The sequence below is a fragment of the Acidovorax delafieldii genome (assembly GCF_007993815.1).
GTDB classification, from domain to species: Bacteria; Pseudomonadota; Gammaproteobacteria; order Burkholderiales; family Burkholderiaceae_C; genus Acidovorax; species Acidovorax delafieldii.
On record NZ_VJWE01000018.1, the window covers coordinates 192558 to 207550 of the forward strand.

Annotated in this window: 14 protein-coding genes and 1 pseudogene; 7 read left to right on the forward strand and 8 right to left on the reverse strand. The window is 67.2% G+C overall.

What is annotated here, in order from left to right; translation table 11 throughout:
- Nucleotides 1-24 precede the first annotated feature (24 nt).
- From ATF69_RS21735 to ATF69_RS21745, 3 genes are all read left to right on the forward strand, one after another.
- Nucleotides 25-1410, forward strand: a complete 1386-nt coding sequence (locus ATF69_RS21735; protein ID WP_146872251.1) for an FAD-binding oxidoreductase — start codon at nucleotides 25-27, stop codon at nucleotides 1408-1410.
- Nucleotides 1411-1502: 92 nt separating this feature from the next.
- Complete coding sequence (locus ATF69_RS21740; RefSeq protein WP_146872252.1) at nucleotides 1503-2339, forward strand: urease accessory protein UreD; 837 nt, start codon at nucleotides 1503-1505, stop codon at nucleotides 2337-2339.
- A gap of 23 nt (nucleotides 2340-2362) precedes the next feature.
- On the forward strand, nucleotides 2363-2590 hold the full coding sequence (locus ATF69_RS21745; RefSeq protein WP_146872253.1) for a hypothetical protein: 228 nt from the start codon (nucleotides 2363-2365) through the stop codon (nucleotides 2588-2590).
- A gap of 44 nt (nucleotides 2591-2634) precedes the next feature.
- Here the strand turns inward: ATF69_RS21745 and ATF69_RS21750 are convergent, their stop codons facing one another.
- Complete coding sequence (locus ATF69_RS21750; protein ID WP_056747367.1) at nucleotides 2635-3012, reverse strand: DUF4288 domain-containing protein; 378 nt, start codon at nucleotides 3010-3012, stop codon at nucleotides 2635-2637.
- A gap of 148 nt (nucleotides 3013-3160) precedes the next feature.
- Nucleotides 3161-4387 (reverse strand): alanine transaminase, encoded by a 1227-nt coding sequence (gene alaC, locus ATF69_RS21755; RefSeq protein ID WP_146872254.1) that lies wholly within the window; start codon nucleotides 4385-4387, stop codon nucleotides 3161-3163.
- A 174-nt stretch (nucleotides 4388-4561) separates the two neighbouring features.
- On the opposite strand from alaC, the gene ATF69_RS21760 reads away from it, so the two are divergent.
- A complete protein-coding gene (locus ATF69_RS21760) occupies nucleotides 4562-5308 on the forward strand; it encodes a haloacid dehalogenase type II (protein ID WP_146872255.1) in 747 nt (248 codons plus the stop codon).
- A 28-nt stretch (nucleotides 5309-5336) separates the two neighbouring features.
- Here the strand turns inward: ATF69_RS21760 and ATF69_RS21765 are convergent, their stop codons facing one another.
- Nucleotides 5337-6419, reverse strand: a complete 1083-nt coding sequence (locus ATF69_RS21765) for an adenylate/guanylate cyclase domain-containing protein (protein WP_056060658.1) — start codon at nucleotides 6417-6419, stop codon at nucleotides 5337-5339.
- 314 nt (nucleotides 6420-6733) lie between these two features.
- Nucleotides 6734-7522, reverse strand: a complete 789-nt coding sequence (locus ATF69_RS21770) for a metallophosphoesterase family protein (protein WP_244303788.1) — start codon at nucleotides 7520-7522, stop codon at nucleotides 6734-6736.
- Between the two features lie 197 nt (nucleotides 7523-7719).
- Between ATF69_RS21770 and ATF69_RS23515 the strand changes: the two genes are divergently transcribed.
- Nucleotides 7720-8337, forward strand: coding sequence for a hypothetical protein (locus tag ATF69_RS23515; protein WP_425291798.1), 618 nt, complete (start codon nucleotides 7720-7722; stop codon nucleotides 8335-8337).
- Here the strand turns inward: ATF69_RS23515 and ATF69_RS23520 are convergent.
- Nucleotides 8331-8657: pseudogene (locus ATF69_RS23520) on the reverse strand (diacylglycerol kinase family protein); the annotation flags it as partial. The gene ATF69_RS23515 and the pseudogene ATF69_RS23520 sit on opposite strands and share 7 nt — an antisense overlap.
- Nucleotides 8658-8969: 312 nt before the next feature.
- Between ATF69_RS23520 and ATF69_RS21780 the strand changes: the two are divergent.
- The gene (locus ATF69_RS21780) at nucleotides 8970-9821 is read left to right on the forward strand and encodes a phosphatase PAP2 family protein (protein WP_146872257.1); all 852 of its coding nucleotides are present in this window, start codon (nucleotides 8970-8972) and stop codon (nucleotides 9819-9821) included.
- A gap of 22 nt (nucleotides 9822-9843) precedes the next feature.
- Here ATF69_RS21780 and ATF69_RS21785 read toward each other — a convergent pair whose 3' ends face one another.
- Genes ATF69_RS21785 through ATF69_RS21795 form a run of 3 tightly spaced genes read right to left on the reverse strand, consistent with a single transcriptional unit; the run spans nucleotide 9844 to nucleotide 13763 of the window.
- Complete coding sequence (locus ATF69_RS21785) at nucleotides 9844-11745, reverse strand: CocE/NonD family hydrolase (protein ID WP_244303789.1); 1902 nt, start codon at nucleotides 11743-11745, stop codon at nucleotides 9844-9846.
- Nucleotides 11746-11758: 13 nt separating this feature from the next.
- Nucleotides 11759-12715 (reverse strand): Bug family tripartite tricarboxylate transporter substrate binding protein, encoded by a 957-nt coding sequence (locus tag ATF69_RS21790; RefSeq protein ID WP_395458123.1) that lies wholly within the window; start codon nucleotides 12713-12715, stop codon nucleotides 11759-11761.
- Between the two features lie 34 nt (nucleotides 12716-12749).
- Nucleotides 12750-13763: a porin gene (locus ATF69_RS21795; protein WP_146872258.1), complete on the reverse strand. Its 1014-nt coding sequence runs from the start codon at nucleotides 13761-13763 to the stop codon at nucleotides 12750-12752.
- 199 nt (nucleotides 13764-13962) lie between these two features.
- Here ATF69_RS21795 and ATF69_RS21800 point away from each other — a divergent pair, with 199 nt between their 5' ends.
- Nucleotides 13963-14883 (forward strand): LysR family transcriptional regulator, encoded by a 921-nt coding sequence (locus ATF69_RS21800; RefSeq protein WP_146872259.1) that lies wholly within the window; start codon nucleotides 13963-13965, stop codon nucleotides 14881-14883.
- The last annotated feature ends 110 nt before the right edge of the window (nucleotides 14884-14993 follow it).

Genomic DNA, 14993 nt, shown 5'->3' on the forward strand with positions numbered 1-14993 from the left:
ACCAGCGGCCAAGGAGATACCGATATGACCACCACCGCCCATCAACTGCCCGACCTGCTGCCCGATCTGGACTGGATTGCCGACCCGCTGCGCGTGGGCCGCCTCTCACAGGACTTTGCCTGGTTTAGCCCCGTGCTCAAACGCGACCTGGCGGGCAAGCGTGGCGACATCGCCGTGCGCCCACGCACCGAAGCAGAAATCCGCCAGGTGGTAGCCGCATGCGCCAGCGCGGGCATCCCTCTCACCGTGCGCGGCAGCGGCACCGGCAACTACGGCCAGAGCACGCCACTGCACGGCGGCGTGATCCTGGACCTGTCGGGCTACAACGCCTTTGGCTGGGTGCGCGGCGGCGTTGGCCGCGCGCAGTCTGGCATTCGGCTGGCAGACTTTGACACACAGGCCAAGCCCCACGGGCAAGAGCTGCGCTGGCTGCCCAGCACCTACCGCAGCGCCACGCTGGGCGGGCTGTTTGGCGGCGGCTTTGGGGGCGCAGGCTCCATCAACCACGGCCCGCTGGCCGCGCCTGGCAACGTTCTGGCCGTGCGTGCGATGACGGTGGAGCCCGAGCCGCAGGTCATCGAGTTGCGCGGCCCCGAGGCCATGCTGCTGCACCACACCTACGGCACCAACGGCATCGTGCTGGAGCTGGAAGTGGCCCTGACCCCCGCCGTGGAGTGGACCGAATGCATCGCCACCTTCGAACAGTTTGACGCCGCGCTGGACTTTGCCGACCGCTTTGGCAGCGCCCCCGGGCTGGAGAAAAAAGAGGTGTGTTTTCTGGCCGCGCCCATCCCGCAATACTTCACCAGCCTGGCCGAGCACCTGCCTGCCGATCAGCATGCGGTGCTGCTGCTGGTGGCCCCGCACTCAGAAGCCGGCATGCGCGACATGGTGGCCCAGCACGGCGGCCAGGTCACCTACCGCAAGACGGCCGACGAAGTGGCCAGCAGCCACAAGACGCTGCTCGAATACACCTGGAACCACACCACCCTGCACGCCCTCAAGGTGGACAAGGGCCTGACCTACATCCAGAGCGGCTTCAACCCCATGCACCGCCTCAAGCAGGTGAAGGCGCTGGAGGCCGCGCTGAAGGGCGAGGTGATGATGCACCTGGAGTTCTTGCGTACCAAGGAAGGCGCCTTCAACTGCAGCGGCCTGCAGATCATCCGCTACACCACCGAAGAGCGCCTGAACCAGATCATGCAGATCTACCGCGACCACGGCGTGCAGATCAACAACCCACATGTGTACATCGTGGAAGACGGCAAGCAGAACAACCTGGACCCGGCCGTGGTGGGCATGAAGCGCCGCTTTGACCCCCAGGGCCTGCTCAACCCGGGCAAGCTGCGCAGCTGGTACACGGCCGAACCCACAGCCCCCGTGCAGACACCTGTACGCCAAACAGCGTAGAGAAAACGGGTGGCGCGTGTCGCACCCACGGGCCTCTACCGCTTACCTGCAGGGCATAATCAGCTACTCATTTAGTAGCAAACCATCGAAACATGCCCTGGCACGCCCGCCTTCAGCTCGACTACACGGCAGAACACAACGCCCGCACGGTAGCCCGCTACGAGCACAACGGGCCGCTGCGCATCCTGCAAAGCCTGTACCCCGAGGGCGACGCCATCTGCCACAACGTGCTGGTGCACCCGCCCGGCGGTCTGGTGGGCGGCGACACGCTGGACATCACCGCCACCGTGGGCCCCGGCGCCCATGGCCTGGTCACCACGCCCGGTGCCACGCGCTTCTACCGCTCCACCGGCCCGCTGGCGCTGCAACGCAGCCACCTCACCCTGGCCGAAGGCGCGCGCCTGGAATGGCTGCCGCTGGAGGCCCTGTGCTACAGCGCCTGCCATGCTGAAAACCACCTCACGCTGAGCCTCGCCCCCGGCGCCGAATGCATCGCCTGGGACGTGACCGCACTAGGCCTGCCGCACGCGGGCCAGCCGTTTGAACAAGGCCGCTTCACCCAGCACCTGGAAGTGCCCGGCCTATGGCTGGAGCGCGGCGTCGTCGACGCCGCCGATGACCGGCTGCTGAGCAGCCCCTTGGGCTTGGGGGGCCACCGCTGCATGGCCAGCATGTTCTTTGCCGCAGGCCCCCCACTTGACCGGACGCGCCGCGACACCGCACTGGACGCGGCCCGTGCGGTGATGGATCAGCACCCCCTGGTCAAGGCCACCGCAGGCGCCACCAGCCCCAACGACCGCATGGTGGTGGTGCGCGTGCTGGCGCCGCAGGTGGAGCCCGCGATGAGGCTGCTCAAGGCCGTGCGGGTGGTTTGGCGGGAGGTGTTGTGGGGGTTGGAGGGGGAGGCGCCCAGGATTTGGGCGATGTAGGTGGGCCGCGTGAGGCGGCGCATGTGGCCGACGACAATCCGGCTGAATTGAAAGGTTGTATGGACGCCCTTTTTGAACTGATCACGATGTTGGCGTTTCACTGGCGCATTGGACTCGCGGTGCTTTTTGCGCTGATTTCAGCCGTCTTTTTGGCTATCAACATCAGTTGGTTCACCGGGTGGTACGGCGTGTTGCTAGTGATATTCAGCTTTGGCGCAGGGCTGATTTGGGAAAGCGCCCCCAGGGATTGATTTCGAAAGCCGATGATTTCCAACATCCGCGTAGGGATTGGCATCTACTGCCGAAAATCCCCCTTCTGCCTGACCATCTGTTTGAGGTTCTTGAGCTTTCGAGGGGCACGCTCCGTCCACATGATTTCCGCCCCATCTGCCAGCTCTTCGTAGATAGGCAGGACATCAGTGATACCTACCAACCTCCATTGAACAGGTACACCTTCGGGCCCACCCTTGTAGGGTTTCGAGTTCTCGCGAGCAACCGACAGACCCTTTTGATGGGCTTCATCGAGGTTTGACGCACGTACAAGAACGGTGTTTTCCCAAGACAGGAATCGAGCTTCATCATCGTCTTTCCTGTCGTCATTCAACTCCACGAAGCGCAGCAGGTAGGAAACCACATACCAGCCCACAGGTGAAATATTCTTGTCGTATTCCATTGAAGAATTCCATGCATGGGGCCGCTACAGCCTGTCAATTGAAATGCTCTGCAGCGGTTTTTTCGGACACCGAACGGTGGCCCCGTTCAAGGCCAACCGCTCGGAGTCCGTGTGTAGTGTGATCCTCAAACCGGCAGTTCTCGCTGGCTTACACCGGCGCCACAGTTGGCACCTTCAGTAAGCCATCGGCCTTGAACATCCCCCGAATCCCCCGCACCGCCTGCCGAATCCGCGCCTCGTTCTCGATCAACGCAAACCGCACGTACTCGTCCCCCTGGTCGCCAAACCCAATGCCAGGCGACACACACACCTTGGCCTTGTCCAGCAACTGCCGCGCGAACTCCAGCGAACCCAGCGCGCGGTAGGGCTCGGGGATGCGGGCCCAGATGTACATGCTGGCCTTGGGGCAGTCCACGGCCCAGCCGGCTTCGGTGAGGCCCTTGTAGAGCACGTCGCGGCGGCGCTGGTACTGGGCGGCGATGTCTTTCACGCACTGCTGGTCGCCCTCCAGTGCGGCAATCGCCGCGACCTGCAGTGGCGTGAAGGTGCCGTAGTCGTGGTAGCTCTTGATGCGGGCGAGCGCGGCCACGAGGTCGGGGTTGCCCACCATGAAGCCCACGCGCCAGCCGGCCATGTTGTAGCTTTTGCTGAGCGTGAAGAACTCCACCGCCACGTCCTTGGCGCCGGGCACTTCCATGATGCTGGGCGCGCGGTAGCCGTCGTACACGATGTCGGCGTAGGCCAGGTCGTGCACCACCAGGATGTCGTGCTTCTTGGCCAGGGCGATCACGCGCTCGAAGAAGCCCAGGTCCACACACTGCGCGGTGGGGTTGCTGGGGAAGCCAAAGATCATCATCTTGGGCTTGGGGTAGCTGCCGCGGATGGCCTTTTCCAGCTCGGCAAAAAAGTCCACATCGGGCGCCACGGGCACGCTGCGGATGTCGGCACCGGCAATCACCGCACCGTAGATGTGGATGGGGTAGCTCGGGTCGGGCACCAGCACGGTGTCGCCCCGGTCCAGCGTGGCCAGCATGAGGTGGGCCAGGCCTTCCTTGGAGCCGATAGTGACGATGGCCTCGGTATCGGGGTTGATGTCCACCGCGTAGCGGTCCTTGTACCAGTGGCTGATGGCGCGGCGCAGGCGCGGGATGCCTTTGCTGGCGCTGTAGCCGTGGGTGTCGGGCCGCTGGGCCACTTCGGTGAGCTTGGCGACGATGTGCGGTGGTGTGGCCCCGTCGGGGTTGCCCATGCTCATGTCGATGATGTCTTCGCCCCGGCGGCGGGCGGCGAGCTTGAGCTCGGCCGTGATGTTGAAGACGTAGGGAGGGAGGCGATCGATGCGCGCAAAACGGCGCTTGCCCTGCGATGCAGACATGCGGTGTGACTTTCACGTAAGCGCCCGGAACCGTCCGAGCGACGTGGCTGGCAGAAAGGCCAGCCCGCAGCCAATGTAGCGCAAGCTGCGGGCAGCACTCCAGCCCTTTGTGCGCAGTGTGGCGGCAATGCCGCAGTGGGGACGAGGGCTTGCCGCCGCCTCTACGATGGGCGCATGAACACCCTCCCATCCACCAACCCCACTGCCCTGCCTGCCGACCATCCCTTTGCCCAGGTGCAGGTGCTGGCCTTCGACATCTTTGGCACCGTGGTGGACTGGCACGGCAGCATTGCGCGCGAGGTGCGGGCACTCTATCCCCAGGTGGATGCCGATGCGTTTGCACTGGCGTGGCGCGCGGGCTACCAGCCCGCCATGGCGCGGGTGATGCGCGGCGAACAGGGCTGGACGTTGATCGATGCCCTGCACCGGCAGATCCTGGACGAGATCCTTCCGCGCTTTGGGCTGGCACACCTGGGCGATGCCGAGCGCCACCACCTCAACCGCGCGTGGCACCGGCTCCATGCCTGGCCCGACAGCGTGCGGGGGCTGACGCGGCTCAAGCAGCGCTACACCATCACCACGCTATCGAACGGCAACATCGGCCTGCTGACCGACATGGCCAAGCGCGCCGGGTTGCCCTGGGACTGTGTGTTGAGCGCCGAGGTGTTCAAGGCCTACAAGCCGCATCCCGACACCTACCTGGGCGTGGCGCGGGTGTTTGACCTGCCACCACAGCAGGTGGCGCTGGTGGCGGCGCACCACGATGACCTGGCCGCTGCGCGGGGCTGTGGCCTGCGCACGGCGTACATCGAACGGCCACACGAGTTTGGCGTGGCACAGCCCAAGGATGTGTCGCCGCAGCTCGGCAATGACTTGCACGCCAAGGACCTGGCCGATCTCGCCCACATGCTGGGATGCTGAACGGCCAGCGGTGCGGTGTCCGCGCGCGTCAGTGCGCCACCAGCAGCTGCACAAACATCTGCACCTTGGCGCGGCATTCGGCGCTGATGGAGGTGAACTCCAGCCCGGCCACCCATTCGTCGCCCTCTTGCTTGAGGGTGATGACCCGCGCATACACATCGGCCACGCGGTAGTCCACCAGCGGCAGCTCGAACTCCAGCTTGATCTCGCTGTGGGGCTCCAGCGGCTCGATCAGCTCGACCAGCAGGCCGTGGTAGCCAATGTCGCGGATGGCACCGTGCACGATGTGGGGCACCACGATCTTGTCCTGCATGCGCTGGCACAGGCAGGGCAGGCGCGCGTCCACACGGTGGCTGCGGCGGAACTCCTGGCGGGGCACCTTGAGCTTGTGAGAAGGGATGGCAATCAGCTCACGCAGGCTGACAGGCTGCGTGCGCCCCTTGACGAACACCTGCATGGGCGCGGACGCCGACACCAGCCCCCAGCAGCGCTGGTAGGTGGAGTCGCTGATGAGCACCTGGCCCCGCAGGCTCAGCGCCTCGATGCGCGACGCCAGGTTCACGGCCTCGCCGATCACCGTGTATTCGGAATACACATCCGAGCCAAAGCGCCCGGCCATCACCGTGCCCGTGTTCACGCCAATGCCCAGAAACACCTCCGGCAGGCGCTCGGTCAGGTGGGCCAGGTTCAGCTCGCGCATGGCGATCTGCATCTCCACCGCACACAGCAGCGCGCGGTCCACATCGTCGTCTCGAGCCACCGGGGCGCCGAACAGCACCATGATCGAGTCGCCCATGAATTTGTCGATGGTGCCCTGGTACTTGAACACCACCTCCGACAGCCGTGCCAGGCAGCGGTTGAGCGCCGCAATGACCACCGACGCGGGCTGTGAGCCCGACAGCGCAGTGAACCCGCGCAGGTCGGCCAGCAGGATGGTGACCTCGCGCGGCGCCACCTCCAGGCCGTTGGCGGCAGCACCTTCGGGGTTTTCCATACCGTGCAGGATGCCCGCCATCTCGGCCTGCGCCGCCTCGCCCAGAGGCTTGCCGGTTTCGCGTTCGATCAGCGCCTGCAGGCGGCGCACAGCGTCGTGGTGGAATTCTTTGTGCATGGAGGTCTGGGGCGTGGAGCGGCCGGGTTTTTGTGGGTGGGGGTAAGAACCTGTTCAGGTTCTAAAGGCAATGCCTGCCATTCACCACCCAGAATAGGCGCCGCCCCACGGCTGGTCAACCGGTGAAAACACCCCGGGCAAAGCAGCAACAGCGAGGTCAGCGGCACCTGCCCGCTATCAGCAAACCGGTGTGGGGCGTGCCAGCAGCGCCGCAGCGCTTCCCAGTAGAAGAATTCGGCCTTTTTGGCTGGAAGCGCTACATCCATAAGCATCAAATGCTATCAACAACATAGCAATTGATGCGTCTTCCGCCGTCACCTGGCAGTCACCCGGTCCACACACACAAACTCGCCCACCGCGCCGTCATAGTCCCACCGTGCCGCCACCCTCGCCTGGCCGTCTGGCGCAGCGCCCGATGCCTCAGTGCTGAGCACCACCAGGCTGTTGGGGCTGCCGTGCCGCAGGCGGTGCGACACTGCCGTGCCCGCGCTGCTGGCCCACAGCCCCGGCATTGGCTGCAACAGGCGCGGCTGGTGCACGTGGCCGGACAGCAGCATTTGCGCACCGGCAATGCGCCAGCGCTCCACGGCTTCGTCGGCGCGATGGGGGCGGTGGTCGCGGTCCTCGGCGTCGCGGGCCACCAAGGGGTGGTGGCTGGCCACGATGCGCCATGCACCAGGTGGGGCGCGCGCCAGCAGCAGCGCCACATGCTCGATCTGGGCAGACGACAGGCTGCCGCGCTCGTGCCGCCAGGCACGCGTGGTGTTCACGCCCACCACGTAGAACGCTCCCATCTGCCGTACCGGCTCTTGGTCCATGCCGAACTGTTCAGAGAACCTTTCGTACGAACGGCCCCAGCGCATCCACCACGCAAACAGGGGCAGGTCGTGGTTGCCCGCCAGCACCAGGGTGCTGCGCGCATGCAGGCCCTGCACAAACCGCGCGGCCTGCTCAAACTGCTCGGCAGTGGCGCGCTGCGTGAGGTCGCCCGACACCACCACCATGGCCACCCCCAGGCGTTGCGCCAGCCGCTGCACAGCAGCACACACCAACGGGTCGTGCGCACCGAAGTGCAAGTCCGACAGGTGCATCAGAACAGTCATGGCAGGTGGTCGCAGGCAGTGGGCAGGCGCAAGGGGGACCCCATCATGCAGGCAGCAAGCCGGGGGCGGGGGTAGTTCCGGGCGCAGGCGTGTCGGTTGCGGAGGCTGCGAAAGCAATCTCTTCTGGTGGTGGGGTCTGCGCTGCACCATCACGCACCAGCGGGCTCGGTGCCACCAGCCACAGCGGCCGCGCACTGATGCGGAAATGCAGGGGCGGCGCCATCCACTCCCGCTCGCCATCAAACGCCACCTTGACCTGCGGGGGCCGCCAGCTGGCGGGCGCCACGGTCAGCTCGGCACACGCCATGCTGACCACCGCGTTGTCCTTGTCGAGCTGGCCGGTGGCCGCGTTCCACACGGTGCGGGCGATGGCCCAACGCCCCTGGGGCTTGAGCATCACCACGGCCAAGTGCCCGCCGTCTGCCACCTTCTGCGCCTGCGGCAGGCCCATGCGGTCCAGCTGCAGGGGGTTGTTGCCCACAAACAGGGTGGTGACCAGATGCTCCTCCTGGTGCGCCTCAGCGCCCTGGTGCGTCTTCATCACCACGCGCCAGCGGCGGCCCGATGCGGGACGAAACAGGCTCCACACCGCCGCCGCTATGGCCACCCAGCGCTTGCGGCCAAAGCGGCGCGATGCCATCTCGCGGTCGGCCAGCATCTTGGGGTACAGGCCCACGCTGGCGTTGACCACAAACATGCGGCGGTTCACAAACCCCACCTGCACCGGCCGCAGGTCCCCGGCATGCAGCGCCTGCAGCAGGTCCTGCACGGCGGTCTCGGGGTCCAGCGCCAGACCGTGCTCGCGGCTGAAATAGTTGAAGGTGCCCATGGGCACCACCCCCAGCGGCACCCCGGCGCGCAGCGCGGCCGACGCCACCGCGTTGATGGTGCCGTCACCCCCGGCGGCCACCACCAGTCCGCCATCATCCTGCGCGGCCTGGGCGGCTTGCTCGGCCAGCTGCACGATGTCGGCGCGCCGGTCAGGCACGTGCCACACCACGTCGTGCGCCTGCAGGGCAGGCACACCTTCGAGCTTGGCGCGCAGCAGGTCCAGGTCGGCACCTGGCCGCCGGGGCACCACCAGATGGATGGGGCCACGGGGCTGGGGAGGGAGGGTGTGTTCCGAAGGTGTCATTCAAAAACTCTGCAACAAACAAGAGCAACCCCACACCGCGCTGAGCCAATCGCAGCGACCGGGCGAGCCCGCAGGCCCACACCACACCATGAGCGCCAACACGGATTGCAGGGCACTCCATGGTGACAAACGGCTGACCCCCGTGCAGCCGGTAGCCACGCCTACCCTTTGTCAGCCGGCTCCGACAGCGGCAGCGACGATGCAATACACCCACCATGCAACGGGATGCTGGGAACTTCGGTACAACCCACGGCTTCTCTCCATGGGCCGCCTGCCCTGCGGGTGCATCCGAAGAAAGGACCCACTATCTCCATGACCACAACCTCCAGCGCTTTGACCGCCACCGACATCGGCGCCCTGCTGGCGCAACACCCCCTGGGCTGGTGGATGGCTGGCGTGCTGTCGTTTGCCCTGCTGGGTAGCGTCGCCTTGACCGGCTTGCGCCGCCTGCGACAACACGCAGGCGCCCCGCTGGGCCGCATGTTTCCGGCGCAAGCGCGCTGGGTGTTGGTGGCCGCCATGGCCACCTCGGCCTGCACGCTGGCTCTGGCAGGTGCCACGCTGGCAGAGCTGGCCGAAAGCGGGCGCGCCCCGGGCACCTGGGGCGCACTGGACGACGCACTGGCTGCAGGCCTGCAAGCACAGGCATCCGCAGCCGTGCTGCAATGGTTTGCCACCCTCACCCACCTGGGCGACACCTGGGTGCTGACCGCGCTGGCGCTGGGCGTGGCCGCCCTGCTGTGGCTGCGCCGGCACCGCCTGCTGGCCACCGGCTGGCTGGTGGCCATGGCGGGCAACGGCGCGTTGACCAAGGTGCTGAAGCGTCTGTTCGAGCGCGTGCGGCCCGAGCACACGCACGGCATCGCCGAGGCCAGCGGCTACAGCTTTCCCAGCGGGCACAGCAGCGCATCGATGGTGGCCTATGCCATGCTGGCCTACCTGGCCACGCGGCTATTGCCCCGCGCCTGGCACCTGCCTGCGGTGGTGCTGGCCGGCGCGCTGATCTTCACCACCGGCTGGAGCCGTGTGGTGCTGCACGTGCATTACGCCAGTGATGTGCTGGCAGGCTGGCTGCTGGGCGGCACGTGGATGGTGTGCACGGTGCTGATCATGGAGAGCGTGTCGCGCTGGCGCGGCGCGGCGCCCACGGCGACGCGCCGCTGAGCCGCCGCCCGGGCGCCCTGGTTCACCGCGCGGGGGAGTCCTCGGCAGACGCCATGGGCTGCATCGGCAAGACCACACAGGACGCACGCCCCGGCCCCATGTGCACGGTGTTGAACGCCACCACCCGTGGCCCCGCACTGCCCTCCGGAGCGCCGGTGTTGGGGTTGACGTCGAACCGCGGGAAGTTGCTGCTCGAGATGTCGAGCCGTATCCGATGGCCCCGGCGGAAGAGGTTGGACGTGGGCATGGGCTCGATGGTGATCTCCACCACTTCGCCAGGCGCCATCAGCCCCGGCTGCTCCCACGAGTCGCGGTAGCGGCAGCGCAGGATGCCGTCGGTGAGGTTCATCGCATAACCCTCGGGGTAGTCCTCGCTGGGCGGGTACTGGTCGATCAGCTTGGCCGTGAAGTCGGTGTCGGATGCGGTGGACGACACCCACAGCGCGATGGTCACCGGGCCGGTGATCTCCACATCGCTGTCGAGCGGCGGCGTCTGGAACACCAGCACGTCGTCCCGGCCCGCCAGCGGCCCGAACGGCGCCTGCGCACCGAACAGCCCGTCGTGCGTGCGCTGGTCGTAGGCACCGGCCACCATCAGCGGTTCGCCCGAGGTGACGGAGCCCCCGATGGTGGGTACCGGCCTTGCGGGGTCGAAGCAAAAACCGGCCTGGGCCTCGGCCTGCGGTACGGACTGCGACAGCAGCCCGCCCGGCGCGAGGTACCAGGGCACCAGCGTGGTCGCCGGTACAGGCCAGCGGGCCGCGCTGCGCCAGACGCCGCCATGGTCGAGCCGGCCTTGCGGCGTGCGCCGACCCGTGCCCCCGCCCATGCGGAAGTAGCGCACGGCATCGTCCTGCCCCTCGGGCAGCGGGTGCCCGCGCAGCCAGTGGTTGAACCACGCGAGCCGCATGTGCACGTAGTCGGGTGCAAGCGTGCCATCCAGCACCGCATCGCGGCCGAAGTCCACATCACCCGCGTACGGCACGCTGCGCTCGCCATGCGTCCAGGGGCCCAGCACCATGCGCACGTCGCCCTGCCCGCGCTGCGAGAGCCCGAGGTAGTTGTCGGTGGTGGTCTGCGCATACGGGTCCCACCAGCCGCACATCAGCATCACGGCCACGCCTTCGAAGGCGCCGTAGTGGCCTGCCGCATACAGCTCGGGCTGGCGCCAGTGGTCATCGAAACTGCCGCGCTCCCATTGGCCGAAGAGATAGTCCTCGTACTCGGGCGCCCACTGCAGCGGCGAATCGCCGCGCGTCCAGGGCAGGCGCAAGAACCATTCGCCGATGTCTGCCTGGTCGAGCGCCTGGCGCGCGGCGTCGCTCAGGCTGTTGCTGCCGCTGCGCGCATTGCGCAGGGCCCACACGGCCTGCTTGAGCTCGAAAGCGCCCCCATGGCGGATGCCGCCCCGGTAGGCATTGGCAAAGCCGCCGCATTCGAGAAACATGGCCTTGAGCCCGGCGGGCCGCTGGCTGGCCAGCGCCGTCTGAGTGTGTGCCGCGTACGACAGGCCGTAGGTGCCCACGGAGCCGTTGCACCAGGGCTGCGCCACGATCCAGGCCATGGTGTCGGCGCCGTCGTGGGCCTCGCCCAGGTACTTGGTGAACTGCCCTTCGGAGTCGAAGCGGCCCCGGCAGTCCTGCACCACCACCGCGTAGCCCTCGCGGGCAAACCGCTCGGCCACCTCGCCGCGCCGCAGGGGTGCGGGGTTGGCGGCGGTGCGCTCGCGCCGGGTGGGTTCGTCTTTGCCGTAGGGTGTGCGCTCCAGCAGCACCGGCAGGGGGCCGGTGTGGCCGGCCGGCAGATACACATCGGTGGCCAGGTGCACGCCATCGCGCATGGGCACCCGACAGGTGTGCCGCACCACCCCGCCCACACCGGCCGGGGCAGCGGACGGAGCCATTGGATTCATCATCGTGGTCATGGAAGGTCCTGCCTCAGTCGAGCTTGAGGTTGCGGTCCTTGACCAGCTTGGCCCAGCGCGCCGTGTCTTCCTGGATGAAGCGGCCGAGCTCCTGCGGCGTGGTGGGCGCGGGCTCCGCACCCTGCGCCACCAGCGAGGCGGTCACCTCCGCATCGGCCAGCGATGCGCGCAGCACCTTGCTGATTTTTTGCACCGCCTCCGCCGGCGTGCCCGTGGGCGCGAACAGGGCGTACCAGATGTCGTACTCGAAGTCCTTGAGGCCCGCCTCGGCCATGGTCGGCACCTGCGGGAAGGCGCGCGAGCGCTTGGCGCTGGCCACCGCCAGCGGCACCAGCTTGCCCGCCTTGATATGCGCAGCCACGCTGGGCACCGCATTGATGCCCAGCTGCACATGCCCGCCCGCCAGCTCGTTCACCGCCGGGCCGCCGCCCTTGTACGGGATCTGCACCATGCGCGTGCCGGTGGCCGCCTGGAACATCTCCATCGACAAATGCCCCGGGCTGCCGTTGCCGCTGGTGCTGTAGTTCAGGCCGCCGGGGTTCTTGCGCGCCAGCTCGATAAGCTCCTGCACCGTGCGGACCTGCAGGCTCGGGTGCGTGGTGAGAATGGGCACGTTGACCACCACCCGCCCCACCGGCACGAAGTCGCGCGACGGGTTGTACGTGAGCTTGCTGGACAGCAGCGGCGCCGTCACCATGCCGGAACCTGCGCCCATGAGCAGCGTGTACCCGTCGGCCGGCGCCGAGGAGACCGCCTGGAAGCCGTGCGCACCGGGCCGGTTGTCGATGACGACAGGCTGCCGCCACTGGTCCGACATCTTGCGTGCCACCACACGCATGGCCGTGTCCGCAGCTGCCCCTGCCGGAAACGGAATCACGATGCGCACGGGCTTCTCGGGGAACTCGGCCGCGCCCGCGATCAGCGGGTGGCACAGCATGAAGGAACACAACAGCGCGAGCGTTTGCGGCATGCGGGACAACCAGGGAATCATGCGGTGCTTGTTATCAGAAATCATGGCGAACTCCCGCGCCAATGGCGCGCACGGACACATTGCTGCGGCTCGAATCGACGCCGTCGCGGTCGATGAAGGCCTGCAGCTCGGTGCGTTTGGACAGGGCATAGGTATAGGCTACCTGCTGGCGCTTGCGCAGGCCGCGCAGCGACGCCTGCACATCGCGCTGCATCACGTTGACGACGATGGCGTGCTGGCCAGCTGAAAAGCGGGTGCCCACCAGCCAGTAGTCCACATCGGCGCGGGTGGTGGCCGACGTCCTGGCGTACGTATCGCGGCCCAGCAGCACATAGGGCTCGATCGCGCCGAAGTCGTAGCGCACGCCGGCCTGCCATTTGCTCGAGAACTCGTTGGCCAGCAGTCCACCGGGGCGCGTGTCCTTGCCGTAGCCGATGCCTGCCGACCAGGGCCCGTCGGCATAGTTGAGGCCCAGGTCCAGCGACTTGGCGCCGTTTTCCTGCTCGGGCGTCTTGGCATCGCCGCGCAGGTAGTAGCGCGCCCGCAGGTTGACGCCGCCCCAGGTGGGGCTTTGGTAGCCGATGGCGTTGGACGTGCGGTTGCGCGCGTTCAGGATGGAGGTGCCGATGGCCGTGGCCCCGGCATCGTTGGCGGCGAACGAGGTGATGCGCGTGACTTGCGAGTACAGCGGCGAACCGGTCGGGTTGGCGGAGTCGAGCCGCCCCAGCGCCACCGTGCCCAGGCTGCCGCGCAAGGCGGCATAGCTGTTGCGAAACGCTGGCGTGGTGGCGGCGCCGGAGTCGGCTTCGAGCCCCATCTCCAGACCGAACAAGGCGGCCAGGCCATCGCCCAGGTCTTCCTTGCCGCGAAAGCCCAGGCGGGATGCGTTGTCGCGCTCTTCCGTGACGGAACCGGCGTTGCCGGTCTTGACATTGTTGACGGTGAGTCGCACCTGGCCATAGACCTGCAGGTCCTGTGCGGCAGCGGGCCCCGCAGCCGAAACGGAAAGGCCGCAGGCGGCCAGCGCGAAGGGAAATGAGCGCCTCATGAAATCTTGCTCCTTGAAGGGGTGGTGCCAGGTTGGCTGATGACGCCGCCGATTCTGTGGAGCGAGGTGCTCGGCCACAACGCTATGACGAACGCTGATGACCCTATGCAATAGACCGCAGGTTTGCGCTGTCGTGGCAGCAGTGCAAAGATGCAGGCTGGCTGCCTGCATACCCGAACGTCTGCCCCTTTTCCACCCCATGAACTTCAAGCAACTCGAGGCCTTCCAGGCCATCATGCTCAGCGGCTCCACCACCGGCGCGGCCGAGCGCATGGGGCTGTCGCAGCCCGCCATCAGCCGCTTGCTGGCGCAGCTGGAGGAGGACCTGGCCCTGCGTCTGTTCGTGCGCGGAAAAGGCCGCCTGAGCCCCACGGCCGAAGCCCATGCGCTGCTGCACGACGCCCAGGTGCTGATGGATTCGGCCCAGTGCTTTCGCCGCCATGCCGAACAGTTGCGCCTGGGCGGCTTCAAGCGGCGCCTGCTGAAGGTGGCGGTGCCCAGCACGCTGGCCACCACGCTGATGCCGCTGCTGGCCAAGCGCTTCATGCAGGCGCACCCGGACGTGGTGCTGGAGGTGCTGTCAGGCTCGTACAACGACACCGAGCGCGCGCTGCTGAGCCGCGATGCGGACATCGGCCTCGTGCGCCTGCCCATGGAAATGCAGGGACTGAGCACCCGCGCCAGCCTGGACTCCGAAGCCGTGTGCATCATGCCCCGGGGCCATGCGCTCGAAGGCCTGGCAGAGGTCAGCCCCACCGACCTGATCGACGTCAGCCTGATCCTGCTGGGGCGCCAGCGGCAGATCCGCCACGACATCGACATGGCCTTTCGCCAGCGGCGCGTGCAGCCGCGCGTGGCGCTGGAGGTGCACTCCATCAGCGAGGCCTGCGCCCACGTGGCCCAGGGGCTCGGGGTCTCGATCGTGAACGCCTTGCTGGCGCAGCACTGCCCGTACGAGGCGATCACGTCGCGCCCGTTCAGGCCCCGCATCGCCTACCAGCTGGGCATCGCTACGGTGAACAACGCACCGGCTTCGCCGTTGCATGACACCTTCACGCGACTGCTGGTGGAGGCGATGGAAGCACCTTCCCCCGCCGTGGCATTGCCTTCAGCTCTCTGAAACTGGCACGCCCCTCGCTAATGCACCCGTGGAACTGGCCCCGCCAGGCCACCGGGTGCGTCCCCTCCCGCGCAGCGAGAGACGGGGCAGGCGACCCAGGCGACTCAGGG

Coding starts and splice junctions, on each gene's coding strand:
- ATF69_RS21760 (WP_146872255.1), top strand. CDS start 4,562: ATGAACACCCTCCCATCCACCAACCCCACTGCCCTGCCTGCCGACCAT.
- ATF69_RS21735 (WP_146872251.1), top strand. CDS start 25: ATGACCACCACCGCCCATCAACTGCCCGACCTGCTGCCCGATCTGGAC.
- ATF69_RS21750 (WP_056747367.1), bottom strand. CDS start 3,012: ATGGAATACGACAAGAATATTTCACCTGTGGGCTGGTATGTGGTTTCC.
- ATF69_RS23515 (WP_425291798.1), top strand. CDS start 7,720: ATGCGGAAATGCAGGGGCGGCGCCATCCACTCCCGCTCGCCATCAAAC.
- ATF69_RS21790 (WP_395458123.1), bottom strand. CDS start 12,715: ATGCCGCAAACGCTCGCGCTGTTGTGTTCCTTCATGCTGTGCCACCCG.
- ATF69_RS21800 (WP_146872259.1), top strand. CDS start 13,963: ATGAACTTCAAGCAACTCGAGGCCTTCCAGGCCATCATGCTCAGCGGC.
- ATF69_RS21770 (WP_244303788.1), bottom strand. CDS start 7,522: ATGACTGTTCTGATGCACCTGTCGGACTTGCACTTCGGTGCGCACGAC.
- ATF69_RS21795 (WP_146872258.1), bottom strand. CDS start 13,763: ATGAGGCGCTCATTTCCCTTCGCGCTGGCCGCCTGCGGCCTTTCCGTT.
- alaC (WP_146872254.1), bottom strand. CDS start 4,387: ATGTCTGCATCGCAGGGCAAGCGCCGTTTTGCGCGCATCGATCGCCTC.
- ATF69_RS21780 (WP_146872257.1), top strand. CDS start 8,970: ATGACCACAACCTCCAGCGCTTTGACCGCCACCGACATCGGCGCCCTG.
- ATF69_RS21740 (WP_146872252.1), top strand. CDS start 1,503: ATGCCCTGGCACGCCCGCCTTCAGCTCGACTACACGGCAGAACACAAC.
- ATF69_RS21765 (WP_056060658.1), bottom strand. CDS start 6,419: ATGCACAAAGAATTCCACCACGACGCTGTGCGCCGCCTGCAGGCGCTG.
- ATF69_RS21785 (WP_244303789.1), bottom strand. CDS start 11,745: ATGACCACGATGATGAATCCAATGGCTCCGTCCGCTGCCCCGGCCGGT.